The 22136-nt window shown below is 46.3% G+C and carries 16 protein-coding genes and 1 tRNA gene; 14 read left to right on the top strand and 3 right to left on the bottom strand.

The annotated features are described in order from the left end of the window. The first annotated feature begins 64 nt into the window (after nucleotides 1-64). From BQ9856_RS14515 to BQ9856_RS14490, 6 genes are all read left to right on the top strand, one after another. Nucleotides 65-1312: an enolase C-terminal domain-like protein gene (locus BQ9856_RS14515; protein ID WP_077611664.1), complete on the top strand. Its 1248-nt coding sequence runs from the start codon at nucleotides 65-67 to the stop codon at nucleotides 1310-1312. 28 nt (nucleotides 1313-1340) lie between these two features. Then, the gene (locus tag BQ9856_RS14510) at nucleotides 1341-2363 is read left to right on the top strand and encodes an alcohol dehydrogenase catalytic domain-containing protein (RefSeq protein ID WP_077611663.1); all 1023 of its coding nucleotides are present in this window, start codon (nucleotides 1341-1343) and stop codon (nucleotides 2361-2363) included. Between the two features lie 10 nt (nucleotides 2364-2373). Then, the gene (locus BQ9856_RS14505; protein ID WP_077611662.1) at nucleotides 2374-3141 is read left to right on the top strand and encodes an SDR family NAD(P)-dependent oxidoreductase; all 768 of its coding nucleotides are present in this window, start codon (nucleotides 2374-2376) and stop codon (nucleotides 3139-3141) included. A 272-nt stretch (nucleotides 3142-3413) separates the two neighbouring features. Beyond that, complete coding sequence (locus BQ9856_RS14500) at nucleotides 3414-5087, top strand: methyl-accepting chemotaxis protein (RefSeq protein WP_077611661.1); 1674 nt, start codon at nucleotides 3414-3416, stop codon at nucleotides 5085-5087. Nucleotides 5088-5652: 565 nt separating this feature from the next. Beyond that, on the top strand, nucleotides 5653-6207 hold the full coding sequence (locus BQ9856_RS14495; RefSeq protein WP_077611660.1) for a DUF3793 family protein: 555 nt from the start codon (nucleotides 5653-5655) through the stop codon (nucleotides 6205-6207). Nucleotides 6208-6239: 32 nt separating this feature from the next. Then, nucleotides 6240-6662 (top strand): flavodoxin, encoded by a 423-nt coding sequence (locus BQ9856_RS14490; RefSeq protein WP_077611659.1) that lies wholly within the window; start codon nucleotides 6240-6242, stop codon nucleotides 6660-6662. 111 nt (nucleotides 6663-6773) lie between these two features. On the opposite strand, the gene BQ9856_RS14485 is transcribed toward BQ9856_RS14490, so the two are convergent. Further along, nucleotides 6774-6845: transfer RNA gene (locus BQ9856_RS14485), tRNA-Glu, on the bottom strand. 152 nt (nucleotides 6846-6997) lie between these two features. On the opposite strand from BQ9856_RS14485, the gene BQ9856_RS14480 reads away from it, so the two are divergent. Continuing rightward, nucleotides 6998-8056 carry an acyltransferase gene (locus BQ9856_RS14480; RefSeq protein WP_077611658.1) on the top strand — a complete coding sequence of 353 codons (1059 nt, stop codon included), beginning with the start codon at nucleotides 6998-7000 and terminating at the stop codon, nucleotides 8054-8056. Between the two features lie 15 nt (nucleotides 8057-8071). Beyond that, the gene (locus BQ9856_RS14475; RefSeq protein WP_077611657.1) at nucleotides 8072-8254 is read left to right on the top strand and encodes a DUF6472 family protein; all 183 of its coding nucleotides are present in this window, start codon (nucleotides 8072-8074) and stop codon (nucleotides 8252-8254) included. A gap of 223 nt (nucleotides 8255-8477) precedes the next feature. On the opposite strand, the gene BQ9856_RS14470 is transcribed toward BQ9856_RS14475, so the two are convergent. After that, nucleotides 8478-9938 carry a nicotinate phosphoribosyltransferase gene (locus BQ9856_RS14470; protein WP_077611656.1) on the bottom strand — a complete coding sequence of 487 codons (1461 nt, stop codon included), beginning with the start codon at nucleotides 9936-9938 and terminating at the stop codon, nucleotides 8478-8480. A 1256-nt stretch (nucleotides 9939-11194) separates the two neighbouring features. Between BQ9856_RS14470 and ileS the strand changes: the two genes are divergently transcribed. The 5 genes from ileS to BQ9856_RS14440 all read left to right on the top strand — a co-directional run bounded on the left by ileS (nucleotide 11195) and on the right by BQ9856_RS14440 (nucleotide 19122). Continuing rightward, a complete protein-coding gene (gene ileS, locus BQ9856_RS14460; RefSeq protein WP_077611654.1) occupies nucleotides 11195-14308 on the top strand; it encodes an isoleucine--tRNA ligase in 3114 nt (1037 codons plus the stop codon). Nucleotides 14309-14329: 21 nt separating this feature from the next. Then, complete coding sequence (locus tag BQ9856_RS14455; RefSeq protein ID WP_077611653.1) at nucleotides 14330-16792, top strand: glycogen/starch/alpha-glucan phosphorylase; 2463 nt, start codon at nucleotides 14330-14332, stop codon at nucleotides 16790-16792. Nucleotides 16793-16841: 49 nt separating this feature from the next. After that, a complete protein-coding gene (locus tag BQ9856_RS14450; RefSeq protein WP_077611652.1) occupies nucleotides 16842-17762 on the top strand; it encodes a SpoIID/LytB domain-containing protein in 921 nt (306 codons plus the stop codon). Nucleotides 17763-17802: 40 nt separating this feature from the next. Continuing rightward, the gene (locus BQ9856_RS14445) at nucleotides 17803-18564 is read left to right on the top strand and encodes a peptidoglycan DD-metalloendopeptidase family protein (RefSeq protein WP_077611651.1); all 762 of its coding nucleotides are present in this window, start codon (nucleotides 17803-17805) and stop codon (nucleotides 18562-18564) included. 111 nt (nucleotides 18565-18675) lie between these two features. Next, nucleotides 18676-19122, top strand: coding sequence for a CBS domain-containing protein (locus BQ9856_RS14440; RefSeq protein ID WP_077611650.1), 447 nt, complete (start codon nucleotides 18676-18678; stop codon nucleotides 19120-19122). Nucleotides 19123-19219: 97 nt separating this feature from the next. Here BQ9856_RS14440 and BQ9856_RS14435 read toward each other — a convergent pair whose 3' ends face one another. After that, a complete protein-coding gene (locus BQ9856_RS14435; RefSeq protein WP_077611649.1) occupies nucleotides 19220-20593 on the bottom strand; it encodes a bifunctional diguanylate cyclase/phosphodiesterase in 1374 nt (457 codons plus the stop codon). A gap of 171 nt (nucleotides 20594-20764) precedes the next feature. On the opposite strand from BQ9856_RS14435, the gene BQ9856_RS14430 reads away from it, so the two are divergent. Continuing rightward, a complete protein-coding gene (locus tag BQ9856_RS14430; RefSeq protein WP_077611648.1) occupies nucleotides 20765-22099 on the top strand; it encodes an FAD-dependent oxidoreductase in 1335 nt (444 codons plus the stop codon). Nucleotides 22100-22136 lie beyond the last annotated feature (37 nt).

Raw genomic sequence — 22136 nt, 5'->3', positions numbered from 1 at the left:
GAAAGAGGAACGCCCTACGGGCATACCTTTATGCCCAAAAAACATGGGCAGGAAAGAGGAAACTATGGATACGAAAATCAGTGATATTCAGGTGATCTTAACAGCCCCCGAGGGAATTAACCTGGTGGTTGTAAAAGTAATAACCAATCAGCCGGGACTATATGGGCTTGGCTGCGCTACCTTTGCTTACCGCCATTTGGCTGTAAAGGTTGTGGTGGAAGAGTATTTAAAACCTCTTCTTATGGGCAGGGATGTGGATCGGATTGAAGACATCTGGCAGCTCATGCACCAGAACGGCTATTGGCGGAACGGACCAATAGAAAATAACGCCATATCCGGCGTGGATATGGCCCTGTGGGACATTAAAGGTAAGATGGCAGGAATGCCGGTGTACCAGCTGTTTGGCGGAAAATGCCGGGAAGGAATTCCTGTATACCGCCATGCGGATGGAAAAGATGTGGAAGAGGTATGTGACAATATTCTGCGGTTCAAGGAAATGGGAATTACCAATATCCGCTGCCAGTGCGGCGGATACGGCGGGGACAGTTATGGAACCGTTCCGAAGACAGCTCCGGCAGGTGCATTGGACGGAGTTTATCTGGATTCAGGAGAATATATCCGGAGTACTGTGAAGCTGTTTGAAGGAATCCGCGAAAGAATCGGCTATGATATGAATCTGGTTCATGATGTCCATGAACGGATCGCACCGGTGGAGGCGATCAAGCTGGCAAAAGCTCTGGAACCCTTTGATTTGTTCTTCCTGGAGGACCCGGTTCCGATTGAGCAGCTCCCCTGGCTTAAAAACCTGCGCCGTCAAACCAGCATTCCCATTGCAGAAGGGGAATTGTTTAACAACGGAGTGGAATGGAAGCAGATCATTGCAGAGCGTCTCATTGATTTTATCCGGGTACATGTAAGCCAGATCGGAGGGATCACGCCGGCCAGAAAGCTGCAGATCTTTGCGGAGCAGTTTGGTGTGAGAACCGCCTGGCACGGGCCGGGGGATATGTCACCGGTGGCACACGCCGCCAATATTCACATTGACTTAGCGGCACCCAACTTTGGCGTGCAGGAATGGTCTGGGATCGAACCGCCCAATTTTGTGATTCAGAATTTAAAGGGACCTTACGGAGCACTGTTAGAAGTGTTTCCGGGGCTGCCGGAATTTAAAGATGGATATGTGTACGCCAACGATAAGCCAGGCCTGGGCGTGGACATCAATGAAAAAGAAGCTGCGAAATATCCCTGTGAAAACACGGTAGTTACCTGGACCCAGACCAGGCGCCGGGATGGAGCATTGCAGACACCTTAATAATAGAAGAAATAAGGAGGAGACAAACATGAAGTCTTGTGTGATTACCAGCCCATTTCATTATGAGATCCGGGAAGTACCTGTTCCGGAGCCGGGGGACAATGAAGTGTTGATTCAGATGAAGTCCGCCGGTGTGTGCGGAAGCGATTTACATATTTACAGGGGAGAAAATCCCTGTTCCAGCTATCCTCTGGTCCCTGGACATGAGAATGCAGGAATTGTGGCAAAAGCAGGAAAAAATGTTACCAGTGTCAAAGAAGGAGATCATGTGGTCGTGGACTTGATTATTACCTGCGGCCGGTGCTATCAGTGCACCCACGGAAGAGAAGAAGTGTGCGAGCATGTTCTTGTAAGGGGAAGCGGAACAGATGGCGGCTGGAGGGAGTATTTTACAGCGCCGGAGGATGACGTCTATAAAATTGATGAGAGCATCCCATGGAAGGACGCTGCCCTGATTGAGCCGGTTGCCATTGGCGCCCACTGCACCAGGCGGGGCCGGATACAGGCCGACGATACGGTGTTTATCCTTGGGACCGGAACCATTGGAACCATTATCCTTCAGGCGTGCAAGGTCATCGGTGCAAACGTGATCTGCTGTGACAATGATCAGGATTCCCTGGAACGGGCAAAAGATTTCGGAGCAGATCATATCATCAACAGCAGGACTGAGAACCTCATAGAGCGGATTGGGGAAATCACAGGCGGGCATGGCTGTACCGCAGCATTTGATTCCGCCTGTTTTCCCGGAAGCTTAACCATGCTGATGCAGCCTGGCATTGTCTGCAATGCAGGGAGAGTGATTCCCATGGGATTTTCAGATAAGCCGGAAAGCTTCAGTCAGGCGGACATCAATAAGCGGGAGCTGGATATCATCGGAAGCCGCATGAGCGCTTACCAGTTTAAGCCTGTGGCGGGAAATATGGCCGAAGGCAAATACCGGCTGGAAGGCCTGGCCACTACATTTGTTAAATTCAGCGAGATTGAGAAGGTCTTCCAGAACATGGAGAACCCGGATCCGGCTGTTAAGAAAACCGTAATTTTATTTGATTAAGGGAGGATAAATGATGATTTCCAGTAAATTTGATGTGACAGGAAAACACTGCATCGTAACAGGAGGGGCCCAGGGGCTGTCCCGCGGAATGGCAGAAGGTCTTTTAGAAGCAGGCTGCAAAGTGGTACTCGTGGATGTGCAGGAAGAAAAACTAAAGCAGGTGGTGGCTGAGTATCAGGCAAAGGGTTATGAAGCGTACGGGGTAGAAGGTAACCTGGCAGACCGGGAAGATTTAAAACGCATTTTCAATGAATCAATGGAAATTCTTGGAGGGAGGCTGGATGTACTCATCCCTGCAGCGGGAATCCAGAGAAGGCATCTGCCGGAGGAATTCCCCATGGATGAGTGGGATCTGGTTGTGGACATCAATTTAAATCATGTGTTCCTTATGATTCAAAAAGCCCTGAAGGTTATGCTTACACAGCCTGAAGGGGGAAAGATCATTACCATCGGTTCCATGGTTACCTGGTTCGGAGGGACTATGGTTCCGGCTTATACAGCCACCAAAGGTGCCGTATCCCAGCTGACCAAGAGCCTGGCCGTGGATTGTGCAGGGCGCAATATCAACATCAACTGTATCTGTCCTGGCTATATGGACACCGAAATGTGTGCCAATATGACTCAGGCAAGAAAAGACGAATGTACCGTAAGGATTCCGGCCGGGAGATGGGGAACACCGGAAGATTTGAAGGGACCGGTACTGTTCCTGGCTTCCTCCGCATCCGACTACCTAAATGGAACCACAATTCCCGTAGACGGCGGTTATCTTGTAAAATAAAAGAAGATTTCTTACAGGAAGCGGTATGAGAACCGCTTCCTGTTAATGTTAGTATCATATACAAATACCCCCTCTCTTTATAGGTGGCTCGTCATTTTACCCGCAGTACTTAATAGGTAATTTGACCAAAATACCATATATTTCCAATTAAAAATTTGGCTGACAAAATCCAAATATTAATAAAAATTAAGTTGAATTATAATGATTTGTTGCTATAATGAAAATGTCGACAAGTTTTTTACTTATAAAGTCTGAACAAAGAGGGGATAACCATGAAAAGGCTAAATAATTTAAAAATATCCACGCGATTAAACAGAGTTTTTATCGTGTTGGTTTTAATCATCTTTATTTCATCTACATTTTCACTCATTAGTTTTCGTACAATTGGAAGCAATATGAAAACTTTTTTTTATGTCCAGTATGAAACCACAAAGAAACAGATGGAAATCCGTAAAGACGTACAGACCATTAATAAAAGGCTTCTTTGGGTCATAATCAGCAATGATGCTTCAGTGACCCAGGAGCAGAAAAAAGATCTTGATGAACGTTTTGAAAAGATCAGCAGCTACATATCTGTGATCAATACCAATTTAGGAAAAGGAAGCGACCAGAGCTTTGTAACGGCATTTGAGCAATTCAAAGAAGATGCTTACAGTATGCTTGAGCTGTTGGAAAGCGGCAAAAATAAGGAAGCCATGAATTATTACAGCGCCACATTTAATTCCGCTTCCGAAGCGCTGGCAGATTCTCTTGATTTAATCGGAACTGCATCGGATAAGGATGCATTGGCGAAATATGAAACCAGCGTAGTTGTAGAGAATCTGGCAACGGCATTACTGGCTGTTTTTTCCATTATTTCTCTGGTTCTTGCCATATTCCTTGCTAAGCGCCTGACAAAGAGCATCGTAGTTCCATTACAGGAAATCGAGATGGCTACCAAAGATATCGCAGAAGGAAATCTGCATACAGTCATCACCTATGAATCCGGGGATGAGATTGGTCAGATGGCCCAGGGATTAAGAACCTCTATCAACAAAATCGCAGGTTACATCGAGGATATTGACAATGTAATGGAAAGCATGGCAAACGGGAATTTCAATGTTGGTTTTACCAATGAATTTATTGGAGATTTTAAGAATATCGAAAACTCCCTTGAACGTTTTACCCTTAAGATTTCCAGAAGCTTTGAAGAGATTGCCGTTTCTGTAAGTCAGGTTTCAGGAGGGTCCGCACAGATTGCAGAGTCTGCACAGTCACTTGCAGATGGCTCTGCCAATCAGGCAGGCATCATAAGAGAACTGTCTGAGACCGTAACGGATATCACCAGACATATTTCAGAAAATGCTCAGAATGCTGTAGAAATCAACGATGAAGTGGAAGAAGTTACCAGAAAGATTTCTTATGGGAATGAAAAGATGCAGGAGATGGTTGGTGCCATGGATTCCATCAGAAAGACTTCTCAGGAAATCAGCAAGATCATTCAGACCATTAATGAAATTGCATCTCAGACCAATCTTCTTGCCTTAAATGCTTCCATTGAAGCGGCAAGAGCAGGAGAAGCCGGAAAGGGATTCTCTGTGGTTGCCAATCAGGTCAGCCTGCTTGCCGGGCAGAGTACAGAAGCGGCAAACAGTTCCTCCCAGCTGATAGAGGCTTCCTTAAAGGCAGTGGAACAGGGAACCGTAGTGGCAGATGCCGCTGCAAAAGAACTTGGAATCGTGGTAGAAGGAACAGATTCTATTAAGAAGAAGATCGGCAGCATTGCTTCTGCATCAAGTGAGCAGGCTGAATCCATCATACAGATCGACAGCGGAATCAGCCAGATCGCACAGGTAGTTGATACAAATGCGGCTACAGCTGAAGAAAATTCAGCTGCCAGTGAAGAACTGACAGGTCAGGCTCAGACCTTAAAGGCCCTGACCGACCAGTTCCAGTTAAGGAATTAAAAAGCGAGTTAGCGACAAAGGTCTTTTGACTAGGGTACAGTCAAAAGTCCTTTGTTTATTTTTAAAATACCATAAAAAGACCGCTGCCCTGCTGATGTTGTTTGTCAGCCGGGCAGCGGTCCATTTAATCTATGTAAATTCCGGAAGCCCATTGCTGTACTCCGGCCTTTTTTTTAGGTTGAGCCGGCAAAGAAGCCATTCAGTGCAACTCCGCCGACTTAGTTAAAACATATGTATGGAAGCTCTCTGACCGCTTTGTGTTTTTTTCTATGTTTATGAAATTATCATACAGGAAAAATGTGAAGGAATTTTGACCAGGTTCTAAAGAAATTATGAAATGAATGAAGAAATTATGACAGAAATTGGAAAAGTATACATGACGCCGCTGCAGATACTATCCTATAGTAGAAAATTTCCCATTAAGCAAAATCAGTATTGAATGATAAAACAAAGTATGGTATTTATATAGTAGTTAGCTAAAACTAACTAAAGCGGCCATACCGAAAGTACTGCAGCCGTTCCGAAGGGACAATGGGAAACAAATTAAGACTGTGGAGGTACGGATATGTTACTTGAAAGGCAACTAATTGAATATTGTTCCCCAACATTAGCATCAATCAAGACAGCAGGCCTGTTCAATCATTCCTTTTCATCAGAAGAAGAACTGGAAAAGCAGCTGGCCGTCTTAAACAGCCAGCTGGGAGAGAAAGGGATCGCGCTGTTGTCGTTATCCAGGCGCAGAAACAAAGCGCTTATCTATGTCTATCGGAAATCCCATCTTGAGGCTGATTTGAATCGGCCGGGGGTAAGTAAGTTTCTTCGGAAATACGGTTATGAGCACATGGAAATAGAATATGTACTCGGCAGGCTTATTGAGCGGCTGAAGCAGGAAGGGGCATTTCCCCATGAGATCGGGATTTTCCTTGGTTATCCGCTTGGCGATGTGATCGGATTTATCCGGAATGCAGGAAAAAACTGTAAATGCATCGGCTGCTGGAAGGTATATTGCAATGAGTGCGAGGCTGTTAAAACATTTGCCAGGTATCAAAAATGCAGGGCTGTTTATGCACGCCTTTGGCAAAATGGAAGAACTGTCTGGCAGCTTACCGTAGCTGCCTGAACAAATAAATAAAAAGAAAGAGGTAGGATAAGATGAGTAAAGTTGCAGTTGTTTATTGGAGTGGTACCGGAAATACAGAGGCAATGGCCCAAAAGGTTTTAGAAGGTGCAAAAGAAGCAGGAGCAGAAGCTTCTTTATTTACGGCAGCGGAATTTGGCGCAGATATGATGGATGAATATGACAGTGTGGCATTCGGCTGCCCTTCCATGGGCAGCGAGGAATTGGAAGACAGCGAGTTCGAGCCCCTGTTTCAGAGCTGCGAATCTAAGCTTCAGGGAAAGAAAATCGCATTATTTGGCTCTTACGGCTGGGGAGACGGAGAATGGATGCGAAATTGGGAGGAAACCTGCAAAGGAGATGGTGCAGCATTGGTTCATGACAGCGTGATCTGCAATAATGCCCCCGATGGAGACGGAGAGGCCGAATGCAGGGATCTTGGAAAAGCATTGGTTTAATATCAAAAAAATAAGAAATAAAAGAAACATGGGTGTAAACCGGATTTCCGGCGCTTCACCCATGTTTCTTTATTTTTCTGTTATAAAAATCAGGTTTCAAAACGCATTCTATGACCTATCCGGGAATCGAACCCGGGTTTCCGCCGTGAGAGGGCGGCGTCTTGACCGCTTGACCAATAGGCCGTTTTTCTGTGCCATTTCTGACAGCCTCATTATAATACCATAGGAAATTCCATTTGTCTACACCTTTTTTTATAAAATAAAAAATTTGTCAAAACCGGAATTTATATGCTATACTTCTTCATAAGCAGGAAGGAAGCAGGGAGGGCATTAAAGTGGAACTTAAAAAACGTGAAATTCAATACGATTACTTAAGAGCTCTGGCGGTCTTTGCCATCATTATGGTTCATGCCATTCCGGCTGAAACGCTTAATTCCAGGCAATGGCTGTTATCGGCAGCCCTTATGCCTGTGCTCCTGGCTTTTGTCGGCATTTATTTTATGCTCAGCGGCATGTTCATTCTGAAATCCGGAACAGAGGATATTCCGAAGTTTTACCGGAACCGGTTCCAGACTATTTTTGTTCCCTTTGCATGTTACAGCGGAATCTATTACTGGTATTATAAGTTATATCTGGGAGAAGAGAGCCTTTCGTGGCAGGAGCACCTGGCGGCTTATATGAAGGGACTTCTGACGGGGACCATCCCCATGGCCTCCCATATGTGGTTTATGTATGTTATTCTGGCATTATACCTTTGCGCCCCTTTCCTGGCCCGCATGCTGAAGGCCATGAGCGACAGGGAATTAAAGATTTTTCTGGGCCTTATGCTGGTGGTTCAGGGCCTTTGCACTTATCTGCCGGCTTTGGGCCTGGAAGTGGGAGAGAGTCTGCAATACATGGTATTCAAGGGCTGGGTTATTTATTTCATCCTTGGCTATGCATGCAGGAGACTGTATCACAGCGGACATTATTTGCCTTTTGCGATCCTGGGTATTGCAGGTTTTGGTATAACCATGTTCCAGAAATGCTTTATGCCGGACTTTACCCCAGGCATCCATGACCTGGCCCCGGCTATGATTGCCATGGCATTGGCCATCTTTCTGTTTTTTGAATCTTTCGGGAATGTCAGGATACCTGTCCTCGTAAAGGCCGCCGGCTTTGTAAGCCGGTACAGCTATTCCATTTATCTGATCCATTATCTGGTTTTGGGACAGTTTGTGAGGGGGCTGGTGGAGAGGACTTCCATAAGGCATTATTATGTGCCAAGAATCCTTTGTGAGACAGCCCTTACGTTTCTGGTTTCCCTGATTGCTGCCTGGATTCTTGATGAAACGATCGTAAAGCTTCTCAAAAAGGCAGTTGGCGCAGGTTATTATAATAGGAAAAACGGATAAGAAGGGGGCGTGGATATGGCTCAGAGAAATAGCTGTGAATATTGCATGTATTATCATTATAATGAAGAATATGAATGCTATGAGTGTGAGATCAATCTGGACGAGGATGAGATGATGCAGTTCTTAAGTAATTCTTATCACGGATGTCCTCATTTTCGGTTTGGGGATGAATATACGATCGTAAAAAAACAGATATAGAGGGGAAAGATCCATTTGGACCCCTAAAAAAGGGAGGAGCCGGTATTCCCTCGAGAAATACCGGCAATTATGAAAAAAATTTTATCTCAAAGTATGTTGGCAACATCTTTTTCTGATGGTTTTAGTATATCGGTTAAATATGAAGAATATTTGGCCAGGTTGTAAAAATATTATGACCAGATTGTGAACAATGGACAGGGAAACCGATATCCGGATAGATTTATTAATCCCTGAAATGGTAGCTGTCCAACAGCTGATTCTTCATATGCCAAAGCTCATTGGACAGATCCACATGAACCTCGTGGGGATTTACGAGGCGGCGGGATTCATCCCAGAGTGTAGCCAGCTCCTTTCTGCAGTAAGACTGGATGTTCATTACCGAAGGAGATGGATAAACACACTCCCCGCCTTTGAATACCTGGACCAGGAGATCCCGGATGGTATAGGTGTTGGGCGCCAGATGGGTTTTCTTCCATGTCTCAATGGGGTCAAAGAGGAGCATGGAATGATTTTCTTTGAAGATTTCCCCTTCCAGACAAATTAAATCTGCAATAATCTTGCCGGTTTCCCGGCTGTAAATCCTCTTGATTGCCTTGTTGCCCGGGTTGGTGATCTTCTCGGCATTTTCGGAAAGCTTGATTTTAGGGGCAAATTGGCCGGTCTTTTTATCCATGACAGCTGCCAGCTTATAGACGCCGCCAAAGGAAGGACAGTCCTTGGAGGTGATCAAATTGGTTCCGACCCCCCAGGAGTTTATGGCAGCTCCCTGGATTTTAAGGCTGTTAATCAGGGTTTCATCAAGATCATTGGAAGCGGAGATGACTGCATCCGGGAATCCGGCCGCATCAAGCATCTTCTTAGCTTTTTTGGAAAGGTAAGCCAAGTCTCCGCTGTCTAGACGGATGCCGTAAGTGGAAAGAGGAATGCCGGCATCCCGCATCTCCTTAAATACTTTAATGGCGTTGGGGACGCCGGACTTTAATGTATCGTAAGTGTCTACCAGCAGAATGCATGCGGCAGGGTAGAGCTTTGCATAGTTCCGGAATGCGGTCAGTTCATCCGGAAAGCTCATGATCCAGCTGTGTGCGTGGGTTCCTTTTATGGGAACACGAAACATCTTGCCTGCCAGAACGTTGGAGGTACCGATACAACCGGCGATCATGGCAGCGCGGGCACCGTAAATTCCGGCATCCGGTCCCTGGGCACGGCGAAGGCCGAATTCCATAACACCGTCACCGGCTGCCGCGTATACCACCCGTGCTGTTTTGGTTGCTATCAGGCTCTGGTGATTGATGATGTTTAATAAGGCTGTTTCAATTAACTGGGCTTCCATAATAGGGGCGATGACTTTTACCAGGGGTTCACGCGGGAATACGACTGTTCCCTCCGGGATGGCGTAGATGTCGCCGGAAAATTTAAAATGATGCAGATATTCCAGAAAATCCTCTTCAAACAGGCCGGTGGATCTAAGGTAATCCACATCGTCCCGGTCAAAATGGAGATCTTTGATGTATTCAATAACCTGTTCCAAGCCTGCGCAGATCGCATACCCGTTACCGCCTGGATTATTGCGGTAGAAGGCATCGAATATTACGGTCTCGTTGGCATCTTTCTCTTTGAAATACCCCTGCATCATGGTTAACTCATAGAGGTCAGTTAATAAAGTTAAATTGCGCTGGCTCATAATTTCTCTCCTTTTACTAGTCCTTTTCGCACATTATACCATAATTTTACAAAAACACAATGGGATTGATAAAAAAATAACGATCAGAATTGAAATATTTGTGACATACAAATTTTGCTAAATAATTAAATAATCAAAATAAACTAATACAATTAGATAATTAATAAATAATTTATTGTTTATTAATAAAAAAGTCTTGCAAAATAAAGCCGGATGATATATAATAAAGCCATCAACAAAAGAAAACAAAATCAAAACCATTTTCAGATTGTGTCGGAAGATGGCAGAAAAAAGGAGGTCGATTCCACCAAAACCATAAATTCCGCCTGATTTACCGAAAAAGTAAGTTCAGGCAACAGATCCGGCCGTTAAACTTTAGCAGCCAACCATATCAGGCGATGGATAAATGCGAAAGCATGGATGAAGCCGGGATAAAAAGTCTAACAATCTCTTATATGCCTATAGTTTGTTATAACTTCAGAGGAATATTCATCGTATGAGTCATTTGATTCATCCGGATTGGATTTTCATTCGGTAGCTGTTAACATGATAGAAGAATGAAAGCGACGACGCAGAGCACCAGATTGTAGAGGACGGTTTAAGCCAGAGGAAACGGAAAAAATTCATATAGAGCATCCAAAGAATGCCGCAGTAAAATACAATTAAGAGAGGTATTTCGAAACCAATGGATGAAAACGTGTAGAACGGGTACCGAATTTCATGAAAATATGTCGGTACCCGTTCTTACTGGTCATACCTGACCGGGAAAATAAAAATAACCTTGACATTTCATTTCTTAATCCCTATAATTAGAAGACATATACGAATACAATAACCATATTTAATAGGAAGAAAAACTTTGATGGAGACAGTAGGTCTGTGCGAAATTTCAAGAGAGCCGGGGAGGGTGGAAGCCTGGTAAGAGTAGCATGGATTCGAATATCACTCCGGAGTTTCCGGCTGAAGGCGTTGGCAATAGGTCAGGACGTATTTTCTGCGTTAAGGGAAAGCATATGTTGGTATGCGGTAATAGGTGGTGTAACGAAGATAAGTGCAGCTTTCGTCCTGATTACGGGATGGAAGCTTTTTTATTTTACAGGAAAGTTCTCCGAACTCCCCTGTAAAATAAAAAGCACTCTGTGCAGGATGCACATGACGCTTAAGAGGAAGGTGTCACTGACGTGACAGCGCGTCAGCGCCAGAGTCTGATAAGTCAGACTCTTTATTATATGAAAAAGAAATGGAGGTCGCTAAAGATGTACAGGAAAGTCCCTGCAGACTTGAATTTTGTAGCGAGAGAAAAAGAGGTTGAAAAATTCTGGGAGGACCGTGACATTTTTAAAAAGAGCATGGAAAACCGGAAGGAAGCGGAAACGTATACGTTCTATGACGGTCCGCCGACTGCCAATGGAAAACCCCATATCGGGCATGTGCTGACCCGCGTCATCAAGGATATGATTCCAAGATACCGCACAATGAAAGGATATGACGTTCCCCGTAAGGCCGGCTGGGATACCCACGGACTTCCGGTCGAGCTGGAAGTAGAAAAGATGCTGGGCCTTGACGGCAAGGAACAGATTGAGCAGTACGGTCTGGAGCCATTTATCAAGTATTGTAAGGAAAGCGTCTGGAAATACAAGGGCATGTGGGAGGACTTTTCAAAGACCGTAGGCTTCTGGGCCGACATGGATGACCCATATGTAACTTATGAGAATGATTTTATTGAATCCGAATGGTGGGCTTTAAAGCAGATATGGGAAAAGAGCCTTTTGTATAAGGGCTTTAAGATCGTTCCCTACTGTCCGCGCTGCGGTACCCCGTTATCCAGTCATGAGGTGGCTCAGGGATACAAGGATGTAAAAGAACGTTCTGCCATTGTACGGTTCAAGGTAAAAGGAGAAGATGCCTATATTCTGGCATGGACAACAACGCCATGGACCCTGCCTTCCAATGTAGCTCTCTGCGTAAATCCGGATGAGACGTATGTGAAGGTACAAAACGGAGACTATACCTATTATCTTGCAGAAGCTCTGTGTGAAAAGGTTCTGGAAGGAGACTATACCGTATTAGAGAAATACGTCGGTAAGGACCTGGAATATAAGGAATATGAGCCGTTATTTGATTTTGTAGAACCGAAAAAGAAAGCCCATTATGTAATCTGTGACCATTATGTTACGCTCACCGACGGTACCGGTGTGGTTCATAACGCTCCGGCCTTTGGTGAGGATGACTTGAGGGTATGCAATAAATACGGTCTCCCATTTATACAGCTGGTAAATGCAGCCGGAGAGATGACCAAAGAAACCAAGTGGGCAGGAATTTCCTGTAAGAAGGCCGACCCAATGATATTAAAGGATCTGGAAGAGAGAGGACTTTTATTCTCCGCACCTGTGTTTGAGCACAGCTATCCACACTGCTGGAGATGTGATACTCCTCTGATCTACTATGCAAGAGAATCCTGGTTCATCAAGATGACAGCAGTTAAAGAAGATATGATCCGTAACAACAACACCATCAACTGGATTCCGGAAAGCATCGGAAAAGGCCGCTTCGGTGACTGGCTGGAGAATATTCAGGACTGGGGAATCAGCAGAAACCGTTACTGGGGTACTCCTCTTAACGTGTGGGAATGTGAATGCGGACACCAGCACCCCATCGGAAGCATAGAGGAATTAAAGAGCATGTCCCGCAATTGCCCGGACGATATTGAGCTCCACCGTCCCTATATCGATGCGGTGACCATTACCTGTCCGGAGTGCGGTAAGCAGATGAAGCGGGTTCCGGAGGTGATCGACTGCTGGTTTGATTCCGGTTCCATGCCATTTGCGCAGCACCACTATCCATTCGAAAACAAAGAACTGTTCGAGCAGCAGTTCCCGGCAAACTTTATTTCCGAGGCTGTGGACCAGACGAGAGGATGGTTTTACTCCCTCCTAGCCATTTCAACCCTTATTTTCAACAAGGCGCCTTATAAGAACGTAATTGTTTTAGGACATGTCCAGGATGAGAACGGGCAGAAGATGAGCAAATCCAAGGGAAATGCGGTAGACCCGTTTGAAGCGCTGGAAACCTACGGAGCAGATGCGATCCGCTGGTATTTCTATGTCAACAGTGCGCCCTGGCTGCCGAACCGCTTTCACGGGAAAGCTGTAATGGAAGGCCAGCGTAAATTTATGGGCACGCTTTGGAATACCTATGCATTCTTTGTGCTTTATGCGAATATTGATGAATTTGACCCGACGAAATATACATTGGAATACGGGAAGCTTCCGGTTATGGATAAATGGCTTCTATCCAAGTTAAATACCTTAGTCAAAGACGTGGATGCCTGCCTGGACGGATACCAGATTCCGGAAGCAGCACGGTCGCTTCAGGAATTTGTTGACGATATGAGTAACTGGTATGTCCGCAGAAGCAGAGAGCGTTTCTGGGCAAAGGGCATGGAGCAGGATAAGATTAACGCTTATATGACTTTGTATACCGCTCTCGTTACGGTAAGCAAGGCGGCTGCTCCGTTTATTCCGTTCATGACCGAGCAGATTTATCAAAACATGGTATGCAGCGTGGATAAGACCGCACCGGAGAGCATCCATTTATGCGATTATCCGGCTGCAAATGAGGCCCATATTGATAAGCAGCTGGAAAGCGATATGGATGAGGTTTTAAAAATCGTAGTCATGGGCCGTGCAGCCAGAAATACGGCCAATTTAAAGAACCGCCAGCCGATCGGCCAGATGTTCGTAAAGGCTCCTCATGCCCTTCCTGTGTTCTATCAGGAGATCATTGAGGAAGAGTTAAACGTGAAAAAGGTGGTATTTACCGATGATGTGAGAGATTTCACATCCTACAGCTTCAAACCCCAGTTAAAGACCGTGGGACCGAAATACGGCAAGCAGTTAGGCAGCATCAAAAAAGCCCTGGGAGAGATTAACGGCAACGAGGCGATGGACACCCTGAATGAAAAAGGCGCCCTTACCTTTTTATTTGACGGAACAGAAGTTGTGCTCACCAGGGAAGACTTACTGATCGATACCGCACAGATAGAGGGCTATGTATCCGAGGGAGACAATACGATTACCGTTGTGCTGGATACCAATCTGACAACAGAGCTTGTGGAAGAAGGCTTTGTCCGGGAGCTGATCAGCAAGATTCAGACCATGCGCAAGGAAGCGGGCTTTGAGGTAACAGACCACATTCTGGTATCCTGCAGGGACAATGAAAAAATAACCGATATATTAAAGGCTCACGAGGAAGACGTGAAAGGGGAAGTACTTGCGGAGAGCATTGCATTTGAAAGAACGGCCGGATATGTGAAAGAATGGAACATCAACGGCGAAAATGTGACCTTAGGCGTGGAGAAGTTTCAGTAACGGTTAGGAGGCTTAAGTGGAATGAGTATGGGATTTGACAAGGAAACCTTTAAGAAAAGCGTTCTGTTCAATATGAAGAACGTGTTCCGCAAGACGGTTGAGGAAGCGGCTCCGGAGCAGATGTATCAGGCGGTTGCGTATGCGGTAAAGGATGTCATCATTGACCAATGGATCGCGACCCATAAGGAGTATGAGAAGCAGGACGTGAAAACCCTGTACTACTTATCCATGGAATTCCTGATGGGCCGTGCCCTTGGCAACAACATCATAAGCATTATGGCGCAGCAGGAGGTAAGGGAAGTTCTCGATGAGCTGGGCTTTGACTTAAATGCCATTGAGGACCAGGAGCCGGACCCGGCTCTCGGTAACGGGGGGCTGGGCCGCCTGGCGGCCTGCTTCCTGGACTCCCTGGCCACGTTGGGATATCCGGCCTATGGCTGCGGCATCCGTTACCGTTATGGCATGTTCAAGCAGAAAATTGAGAATGGTTACCAGACCGAAATCCCGGATAACTGGCTGCAGAATGGTTATCCATTTGAAATCCGCCGTGCGGAATATGCAACCGAGGTAAAATTCGGCGGCTATGTAAACACCGTATGGGAAAATGGAAGACAGCGGTTTGTACAGGAGGGCTATCAGTCCGTCCGCGCCGTTCCCTATGATATGCCGGTCGTGGGGTACGGGAACAATGTGGTGAATACCCTGCGCATCTGGGATGCGGAAGCCATTCATACCTTAAACCTTGATTCCTTTGACCGGGGCGACTATCAGAAGGCCATGGAACAGGAAAATCTGGCCAAGACCATCGTAGAAGTCCTCTATCCCAACGATAACCACGATGCAGGAAAAGAACTCCGCTTAAAACAGCAGTACTTCTTTATCTCCGCCAGCGTGCAGAGAGCGGTTATGAAGTACATGGAAAAACACGACGATATACATAAGTTCTGCGAAAAGGCCGTTTTCCAGTTAAACGATACCCATCCAACGGTAGCGGTCCCGGAGCTTATGAGAATTCTTTTGGATGATTACGGCTTGAGCTGGGAGGAAGCATGGGAAATAACCACCAGGACCTGTGCCTATACCAACCACACCATCATGTCGGAAGCTTTGGAAAAATGGCCCGTAGAGCTCTTCTCCAGGCTGCTTCCGAGAATCTATCAGATCGTGGAGGAAATCAACCGCCGGTTCCAGCAGCAGATCCAGCAGATGTATCCGGGAGACCAGGAGAAAATCCGCAGGATGTCCATCATTTATGACGGGCAGGTCCGAATGGCCTGCCTGGCAATTGTGGGAGGTTTTTCGGTAAACGGCGTTGCCAGGCTCCACACCGGGATTTTGAAGAACCAGGAATTAAAGGACTTCTACCAGATGATGCCGGAAAAATTCAACAACAAGACCAACGGCATCACCCAGAGACGGTTCCTGCTTCACGGAAATCCGCTGTTAGCTGACTGGGTTACGAAAAAAATCGGCAATGGCTGGATTACCGATCTGCCTCATATCCACCGCCTGGCCGATTATGCAGAAGACCCTAAGTGCCAACAGGAGTTCATGGATATCAAATACCGGAATAAGGTGCGCCTTGCAGACTATATTAAGGAGCATAACGGCATTGAGACAGACCCCGGATCCATGTTCGATGTGCAGGTCAAACGTCTTCACGAATATAAACGGCAGCTGATGAATATCCTGCATGTGATGTATTTATACAATCAGCTGAAGGATGATCCGAATCTTGATATGGTTCCCCGGACCTTTCTGTTCGGAGCAAAGGCAGCAGCAGGCTACAGGCGTGCAAAGCTGACCATCAAACTGATCAATGCAGTGGCTGATGTCATTAATAACGATAAAAGCATCGGCGGTAAGATCCGGGTGGTTTTCATAGAAGATTACAAGGTATCCAATGCGGAGATCATTTTTGCTGCGGCTGATGTCAGTGAACAGATCTCCACGGCCGGCAAGGAGGCCTCAGGGACCGGAAATATGAAATTTATGTTAAACGGTGCCCTGACCCTTGGAACCATGGATGGGGCCAATGTGGAAATCGTAGAGGAAGTGGGAGAAGAAAATGCCTTTATTTTTGGCATGTCTTCCGATGAGGTGATCCGTTACGAGAACGAAGGCGGTTATAATCCCATGGAAATTTTCAACAGCAGCGATGAGATCCGCAGGGTACTGATGCAGCTCATAAACGGCTACTATTCCCCACAGGATCCGGAATTGTTCCGTGATATTTATAATTCCTTATTAAATACCCAGAGCAGCGGCCGCGCGGATGCTTATTTTATTTTAAAGGACTTTCCTTCCTATGCGGAGGCCCAGCGCCGGATCGGTCAGGCGTACCGGGATGAAGCGGGGTGGGCAAAGGCGGCCATTTTAAATGTGGCGTGCAGCGGCAAGTTTACTTCAGACCGCACCGTTTTAGAATATGTAAGGGATATCTGGCACCTGGAAAAAGTAAAGGTGGAAACGCTCCGGAAGTGATTCCGGGGCGTTTTTTTGCATATATTGAACAAGGGGGTGATGGTTTGCAATGGTAAAAAAAGCAGTTATGATGTGCATTCTGGCGCTGTTATTTCCATATATTATTACCCTGGCCTGGACCGGAAAAATTGAGGAGCAGAAAAAGGTTCCTATCATGACCAGCGGAAAGAAAATTATTCTGGACCGGAAGGGCGGGCAGTCTTATATGGATGTGGAGGAATATCTGCCGGGAGTGGTGGCAAAGCAGATGCCGGCCGATTACGGAAAGGAAGCACTGAGAGCCCAGGCAATCATTGCCCGGACATACATATACGGGAAAATGAACGGTCAGAATGAGATAAAGGAATCCGGGCTCCACATGGAATATTTAGAGGAAAAACAGATGGAAAAGCTGTGGGGAAGCGAGTCTTTTATAGCCAGCTACCAGGCGGTGGAGGATGCGGTCCGCTCTACGGCTGGGACAGTCATGATGTATGACGGGAAGCTGATCGATCCCTTGTTCCATAGAGCCAGCACAGGGAAAACAAGGGCCGGTGATGAGAACCATCCCTACCTGCAGTCCGCAGACTGCAGTAGAGATGTGGAAGCCGAAGGATTCTTGACGGTGGCAGCCTTTAGCCGGGAAGATTTTGCCGGTAAAATCAATCAGATTTCAGGGGCTGTTCCGGTAACGGCAGAACAGATACCGGAAAGCTGCCAGATCATTCTTCGGGATGAAGGCGGATATGTGGGGCAGGTCCAGATTGGAACCAAGGTTTACACAGGCGAAGAAATCCAGTATGCACTGGGTCTTCCATCCCCGTCCTATGGGTTTGAGGAATACGAAGGGGGAGTCCGTGCGGTCTGCCAGGGAATCGGCCATGGATACGGGATGAGCCAGTATGGGGCCAGATGCAAAGCAGAGGAGGGATGGACGGCGGAAAAAATTCTCCCTTATTTTTATAAAAATATTGTTTTGATTTCTGAATAACTCTTTCACTCTTGGTAAGAATATTATCGAGGTGATAAACGTGAAGGAGAAAATAAGTCAATTGTTCAAGGATAAAGTATTCCTTGTCCTGTTGGTTCTAGGCCTGCTGACTATAGTAGCTGCAGCAGGAGTCATTACCGTTCAAAGAGGAAATGGTGGAGGAGAGAGTCCTTATCTGGAAGTGCCGGATCAGGGCGATATGATTGCTGAAGAAACCGTCCCCCAGGAAACACAGGTAGCCGTTGCAGGGGATTCCAATGCAGCGCAGAATATGGAAGAGGAAATGCAGGAGGCAGATTCCCCGAAGGCCACTGCACAGCAGGAAACAGAAGCGCCGGCGGTGAAGGCCGGAACAGACAAGAGCTCGGCTAAGTCTCTGGTACTTAATTTTAACGATGCGACCAGAATGGCCTGGCCAGTACAAGGAAATGTTATTTTAGACTACAGCATGGAGTCCACGATTTACTTCCCGACTCTGGATCAGTATAAATGCAATCCAGGTTTAGTCATTCAGGGAGATGTAAGCACTCCGGTTGTAGCGCCTGCCAATGCCAAAGTGCAGGAAGTCGGTTCCAATGAAGAAATTGGAAGCTATGTTGTCTTAAATATGGGCAACAATTATACGGCCGTCTGCGGTCAGTTAAAAGAACTGCAGGTCGTGGAAAATGAGTATGTCAAAGAGGGTCAGGTTCTGGGCTATGTGGCTGAGCCTACCAAGTATTATTCCGTCGAAGGTGCCAATGTATTCTTTGAATTAAAGCACGAAGACAAAGCCATTGATCCGCTCGATCATATGCAGTAAGCCAAAACAGGAAACCTCAGGAAAAAAGTTATAAAAAAATAATAAATTGTTCATACGTGATTAAGAGTCATCTGCTATACTAAAACCGAAAAATCTACGGGGAGTGTGGCTATGAACATATTGTTTTTTTTAACACCTAAGAATGAGGTGGCTTATATTTATGAGGATGAATCTCTGCGCCAGGCGCTTGAGAAGATGGAGTATCATAAATACTCCGCAGTACCTGTTATTAACAGACGGGGCAAATATGTAGGAACCATCACCGAAGGGGACATGCTTTGGGGGATCAAGAACAAATTTAACCTAAGCTTAAAGGAAGCGGAGCATGTGACGGCAGCGGCAATCGACAGAAGGTCAGACAACCGACCCGTATATGCGGATTCCAATATGGAGGACTTGATTGACAAGGCATTAAACCAGAATTTTGTACCGGTGGTGGATGACCAGAAGAATTTTATTGGAATTATCACCCGTAAAGATATCATTCGGTATTTCTACAATAAGTCCCAGGAGGTGCAGCAGCAAGTGGTGAACTGCCAGGCTGTTGCCGGTAACTGAGATTTGAAATAAAAAAGCGTTTCCTGCCCATTACCTGGCGGGAAGCGCTTTTTTACTTCATTTACGCGGGCAGCGAGCCGGGCGTGTTTCTTCCGGTTTATGTACGTCTCATTTTTTCTTTTTCTTCTGCCAGGAGCGGAAGGGATTCGGTTAAGGAAGCGCCAATAACTTTAAGAAGCGTGTCTTTTTCCAAAGTGGGGGAATAGTAAAATCCCTGCTGGTAATTGCAGCCGGCGGCCGTTAAGGTCCGGACCTGGTTTTCCGTCTCCACACCTTCTGCTATGATATTTAAATTTAAGTCTTTTGCCATGCGGACCAGACCTTCCATGACGTAACGGGACTTCGGGTTTGTTTCAAGCTGCCAGACGAACAGGCGCTCAAGCTTTAAGGAATTCACCGGAAGTTCCAGGATGGTGGAAATTCCGGAATAACCGGAACCGAATTCATTGAGAATCAGTTCCACTCCCATTTCCTGCAGTTGCTGAAGCATGACATTGATATTTAAATACGCCATGGTCAGTGCGCTTTCCTGGAATTCCAGGGCCAGTTTGCCTTTTGGAATCCCATAGGACGCCATGATTCTCTTCATTTCATCAGGAAAATCCTCCTGCAGAAAGAGAACCGGGGAAACGGGAAGGGCGATGGAATCAAATTCCCTGCCCATTTCAAGCAATTCTGAGATGCATTGGGCCACCTTTTCCAGTGCATAGTATAAAATGGCGCGGATCTGTCCGGAATCCTCTGCCACAGGCAGGAACTCACCTGCACCGATCAAACCAAGTCCCTTGATGAAAATCCGCATATAGAGTTCTGCTCTGGGAAAGGTTCCGCTATCCGTATGAAACGTAGGCCGGTATCGGACTTCCACTTCTTCTTTTTCCAGAGCGGTCTTTAAGTACAGGGCAATGGTCTGCCGGCGTTTTAGCTGCTTCTGCAGGGTGCTGTCAAATACAACCGCCTGATTGGGTCCGATATCCTCTGCTTTTAATACGGCTAAGTCTAAACATTTTAACATCTGGTCCGGATCAGCTGCGTGACCGGGATAGGAGCAGATGCCCATCTGAACGGAACACAGACAGTCAGTCCCATTGACCTTCCAGGCACGGTCAAATTTTCCTGCGATCTCCTCGGCAAGCTCCAGGGCCTGCCCCTGCGTATATTGATCCAGAATGATGAAAAATTCCACTCCGATATAGTGATACACATTTTTACCGGTCAGTACTTTTAAATAGGTAAGGATCTGATCCAGAAGGTTTTCACAGTAATCATAACCGAATACCTGATTCAGCCGTTTGAAATTTTCGATGTATAGCTTTAACACGGTTCCGCGGCCGTCCGAGTTTAAGTCCGAGCTTAAATGTTTATAAAAGGCATCCCGTTCCAGCTTGTTTTTTAAAGCTGTCTCCTCAGTCTTTTGTATATCCGGTTTGACTGGGGGAACCGGATCTGTTTTTTTATGAAACCAACTCAAATGGATTACCTCCTGTTCATTGGCTCTCTGATTTCATTGTATTATAAAAGCAGGGTGAAATCAAGAAATAATTGGAAGGAGAATAAGAGGCATTATTCTGAAAATAGAGAGAATAATATGATTAATGCAAGTGATAAAGAACGTTTTAAGAAAAAATAAGAGGTGAAAAGAATGAAATCGATTTGGACAGAAACAACTGTCATTCCCCGGCGTAATCCGCTGGCCGGAAATAAGAGGACTGAGGTTGTGGTCATAGGGGCAGGATTGGCAGGGATACTGACGGCTTATTATCTGCAAAGGCATGGACTCCATGTGGTCGTCCTGGAAGCCAACCGGATCGGAAGCGGACAGACCGGATTTACAACGGCAAAGATCACGTCCCAGCACAATCTGATTTACCAGAAGCTGGAGCGGACGATAGGAGAAGAGACTGCAAGGCTGTACGGAAAGGCAAACCAGCTGGCAGTAGAGGAGTATGGAAAACTGATCAAACGCCATTCGATCCAGTGCCATTATGAGACAATGGATGCGTATCTGTATTCCGTGCAGGAGTCAGAAGTGCTGTTAAAAGAGGCAGAGTGTGCTGCCAGGCTCGGGCTGCCCGCATCCTTTGTCAGGGAGACCGGCCTTCCTTTTCCGGTTCACGGAGCGGTGCGTTTTACCAGGCAGGCACAGTTCCACCCTTTGGAATTTATAAGGGATATATCGGCAGGCCTTACGGTCTATGAACGGACAAGGGTCACAAAGGTACAGGGGCATGAGGTGGTGACGGACAGAGGAGTGGTAAAGGCGGAAAAGGTGGTATTTGCCTCCCATTATCCTTTCGTTAATATTCCGGGATTTTATTTTGCAAAAATGTATCAGGAAAAGAGTTATGTTCTGGAGCTTGAGCCGGTAGCGTCCCTGCACGGTATGTATCTCGGAATTGATTCCAGGGCTTATTCGTTCCGAAAAGCCGGTGATAAGCTGCTTTTGGGATATGGAAGCCACAGGACCGGAAAGGCGCCCGGTGAGAATCCTTTTACTGCTATGAAGCGGGCAGGGGAGCACCTGTTCCCAGAGGCCAGGGAATTGGGAAGATGGACTGCACAGGACTGCATGACTTTGGACGGGATTCCTTATATAGGGACCTTTTCCTCCATCAGGCCGGATTGGTACGTTGCTACCGGCTTTGGAAAATGGGGCATGAGCTCATCCATGGTGGCAGCAAAAATGTTAAGCACTCAGATTACAGGAAAAAAGACGCCGTATGATGGGGTATTTTCCCCACAAAGACATCATCTCCGGGCATCTGCCGGAAGACTGGTTTCCCATGGCCTGGAATCCGTAAAGGGGCTTTCGTCCGGCGCAATGCCTGGAGCAGTGAATTGTCCCCACATGGGCTGCCGTTTGACCTGGAACCGGTATGATAAACGCTGGGAATGTCCCTGCCATGGTTCTTCTTATGAGATTGATGGAAAAATATCAGCTGGCCCTGCACAACAAAGCATTCCTTTCATAGATTGATATTAGAAACTTCCCAAAAATGAAAGGAGTCATACAT

Source organism: Clostridium sp. Marseille-P2415, from assembly GCF_900155545.1.
Classification (GTDB): domain Bacteria; phylum Bacillota; class Clostridia; order Lachnospirales; family Lachnospiraceae; genus Lacrimispora.
The sequence above is the reverse complement of the archived record's forward strand: the minus strand, read 5'-3'. Positions and strand labels throughout refer to the sequence as shown.

Coding starts and splice junctions, on each gene's coding strand:
- BQ9856_RS14515 (WP_077611664.1), top strand. CDS start 65: ATGGATACGAAAATCAGTGATATTCAGGTGATCTTAACAGCCCCCGAG.
- BQ9856_RS14510 (WP_077611663.1), top strand. CDS start 1,341: ATGAAGTCTTGTGTGATTACCAGCCCATTTCATTATGAGATCCGGGAA.
- BQ9856_RS14505 (WP_077611662.1), top strand. CDS start 2,374: ATGATGATTTCCAGTAAATTTGATGTGACAGGAAAACACTGCATCGTA.
- BQ9856_RS14500 (WP_077611661.1), top strand. CDS start 3,414: ATGAAAAGGCTAAATAATTTAAAAATATCCACGCGATTAAACAGAGTT.
- BQ9856_RS14495 (WP_077611660.1), top strand. CDS start 5,653: ATGTTACTTGAAAGGCAACTAATTGAATATTGTTCCCCAACATTAGCA.
- BQ9856_RS14490 (WP_077611659.1), top strand. CDS start 6,240: ATGAGTAAAGTTGCAGTTGTTTATTGGAGTGGTACCGGAAATACAGAG.
- BQ9856_RS14475 (WP_077611657.1), top strand. CDS start 8,072: ATGGCTCAGAGAAATAGCTGTGAATATTGCATGTATTATCATTATAAT.
- BQ9856_RS14470 (WP_077611656.1), bottom strand. CDS start 9,938: ATGAGCCAGCGCAATTTAACTTTATTAACTGACCTCTATGAGTTAACC.
- ileS (WP_077611654.1), top strand. CDS start 11,195: ATGTACAGGAAAGTCCCTGCAGACTTGAATTTTGTAGCGAGAGAAAAA.
- BQ9856_RS14455 (WP_077611653.1), top strand. CDS start 14,330: ATGAGTATGGGATTTGACAAGGAAACCTTTAAGAAAAGCGTTCTGTTC.
- BQ9856_RS14450 (WP_077611652.1), top strand. CDS start 16,842: ATGGTAAAAAAAGCAGTTATGATGTGCATTCTGGCGCTGTTATTTCCA.
- BQ9856_RS14440 (WP_077611650.1), top strand. CDS start 18,676: ATGAACATATTGTTTTTTTTAACACCTAAGAATGAGGTGGCTTATATT.
- BQ9856_RS14430 (WP_077611648.1), top strand. CDS start 20,765: ATGAAATCGATTTGGACAGAAACAACTGTCATTCCCCGGCGTAATCCG.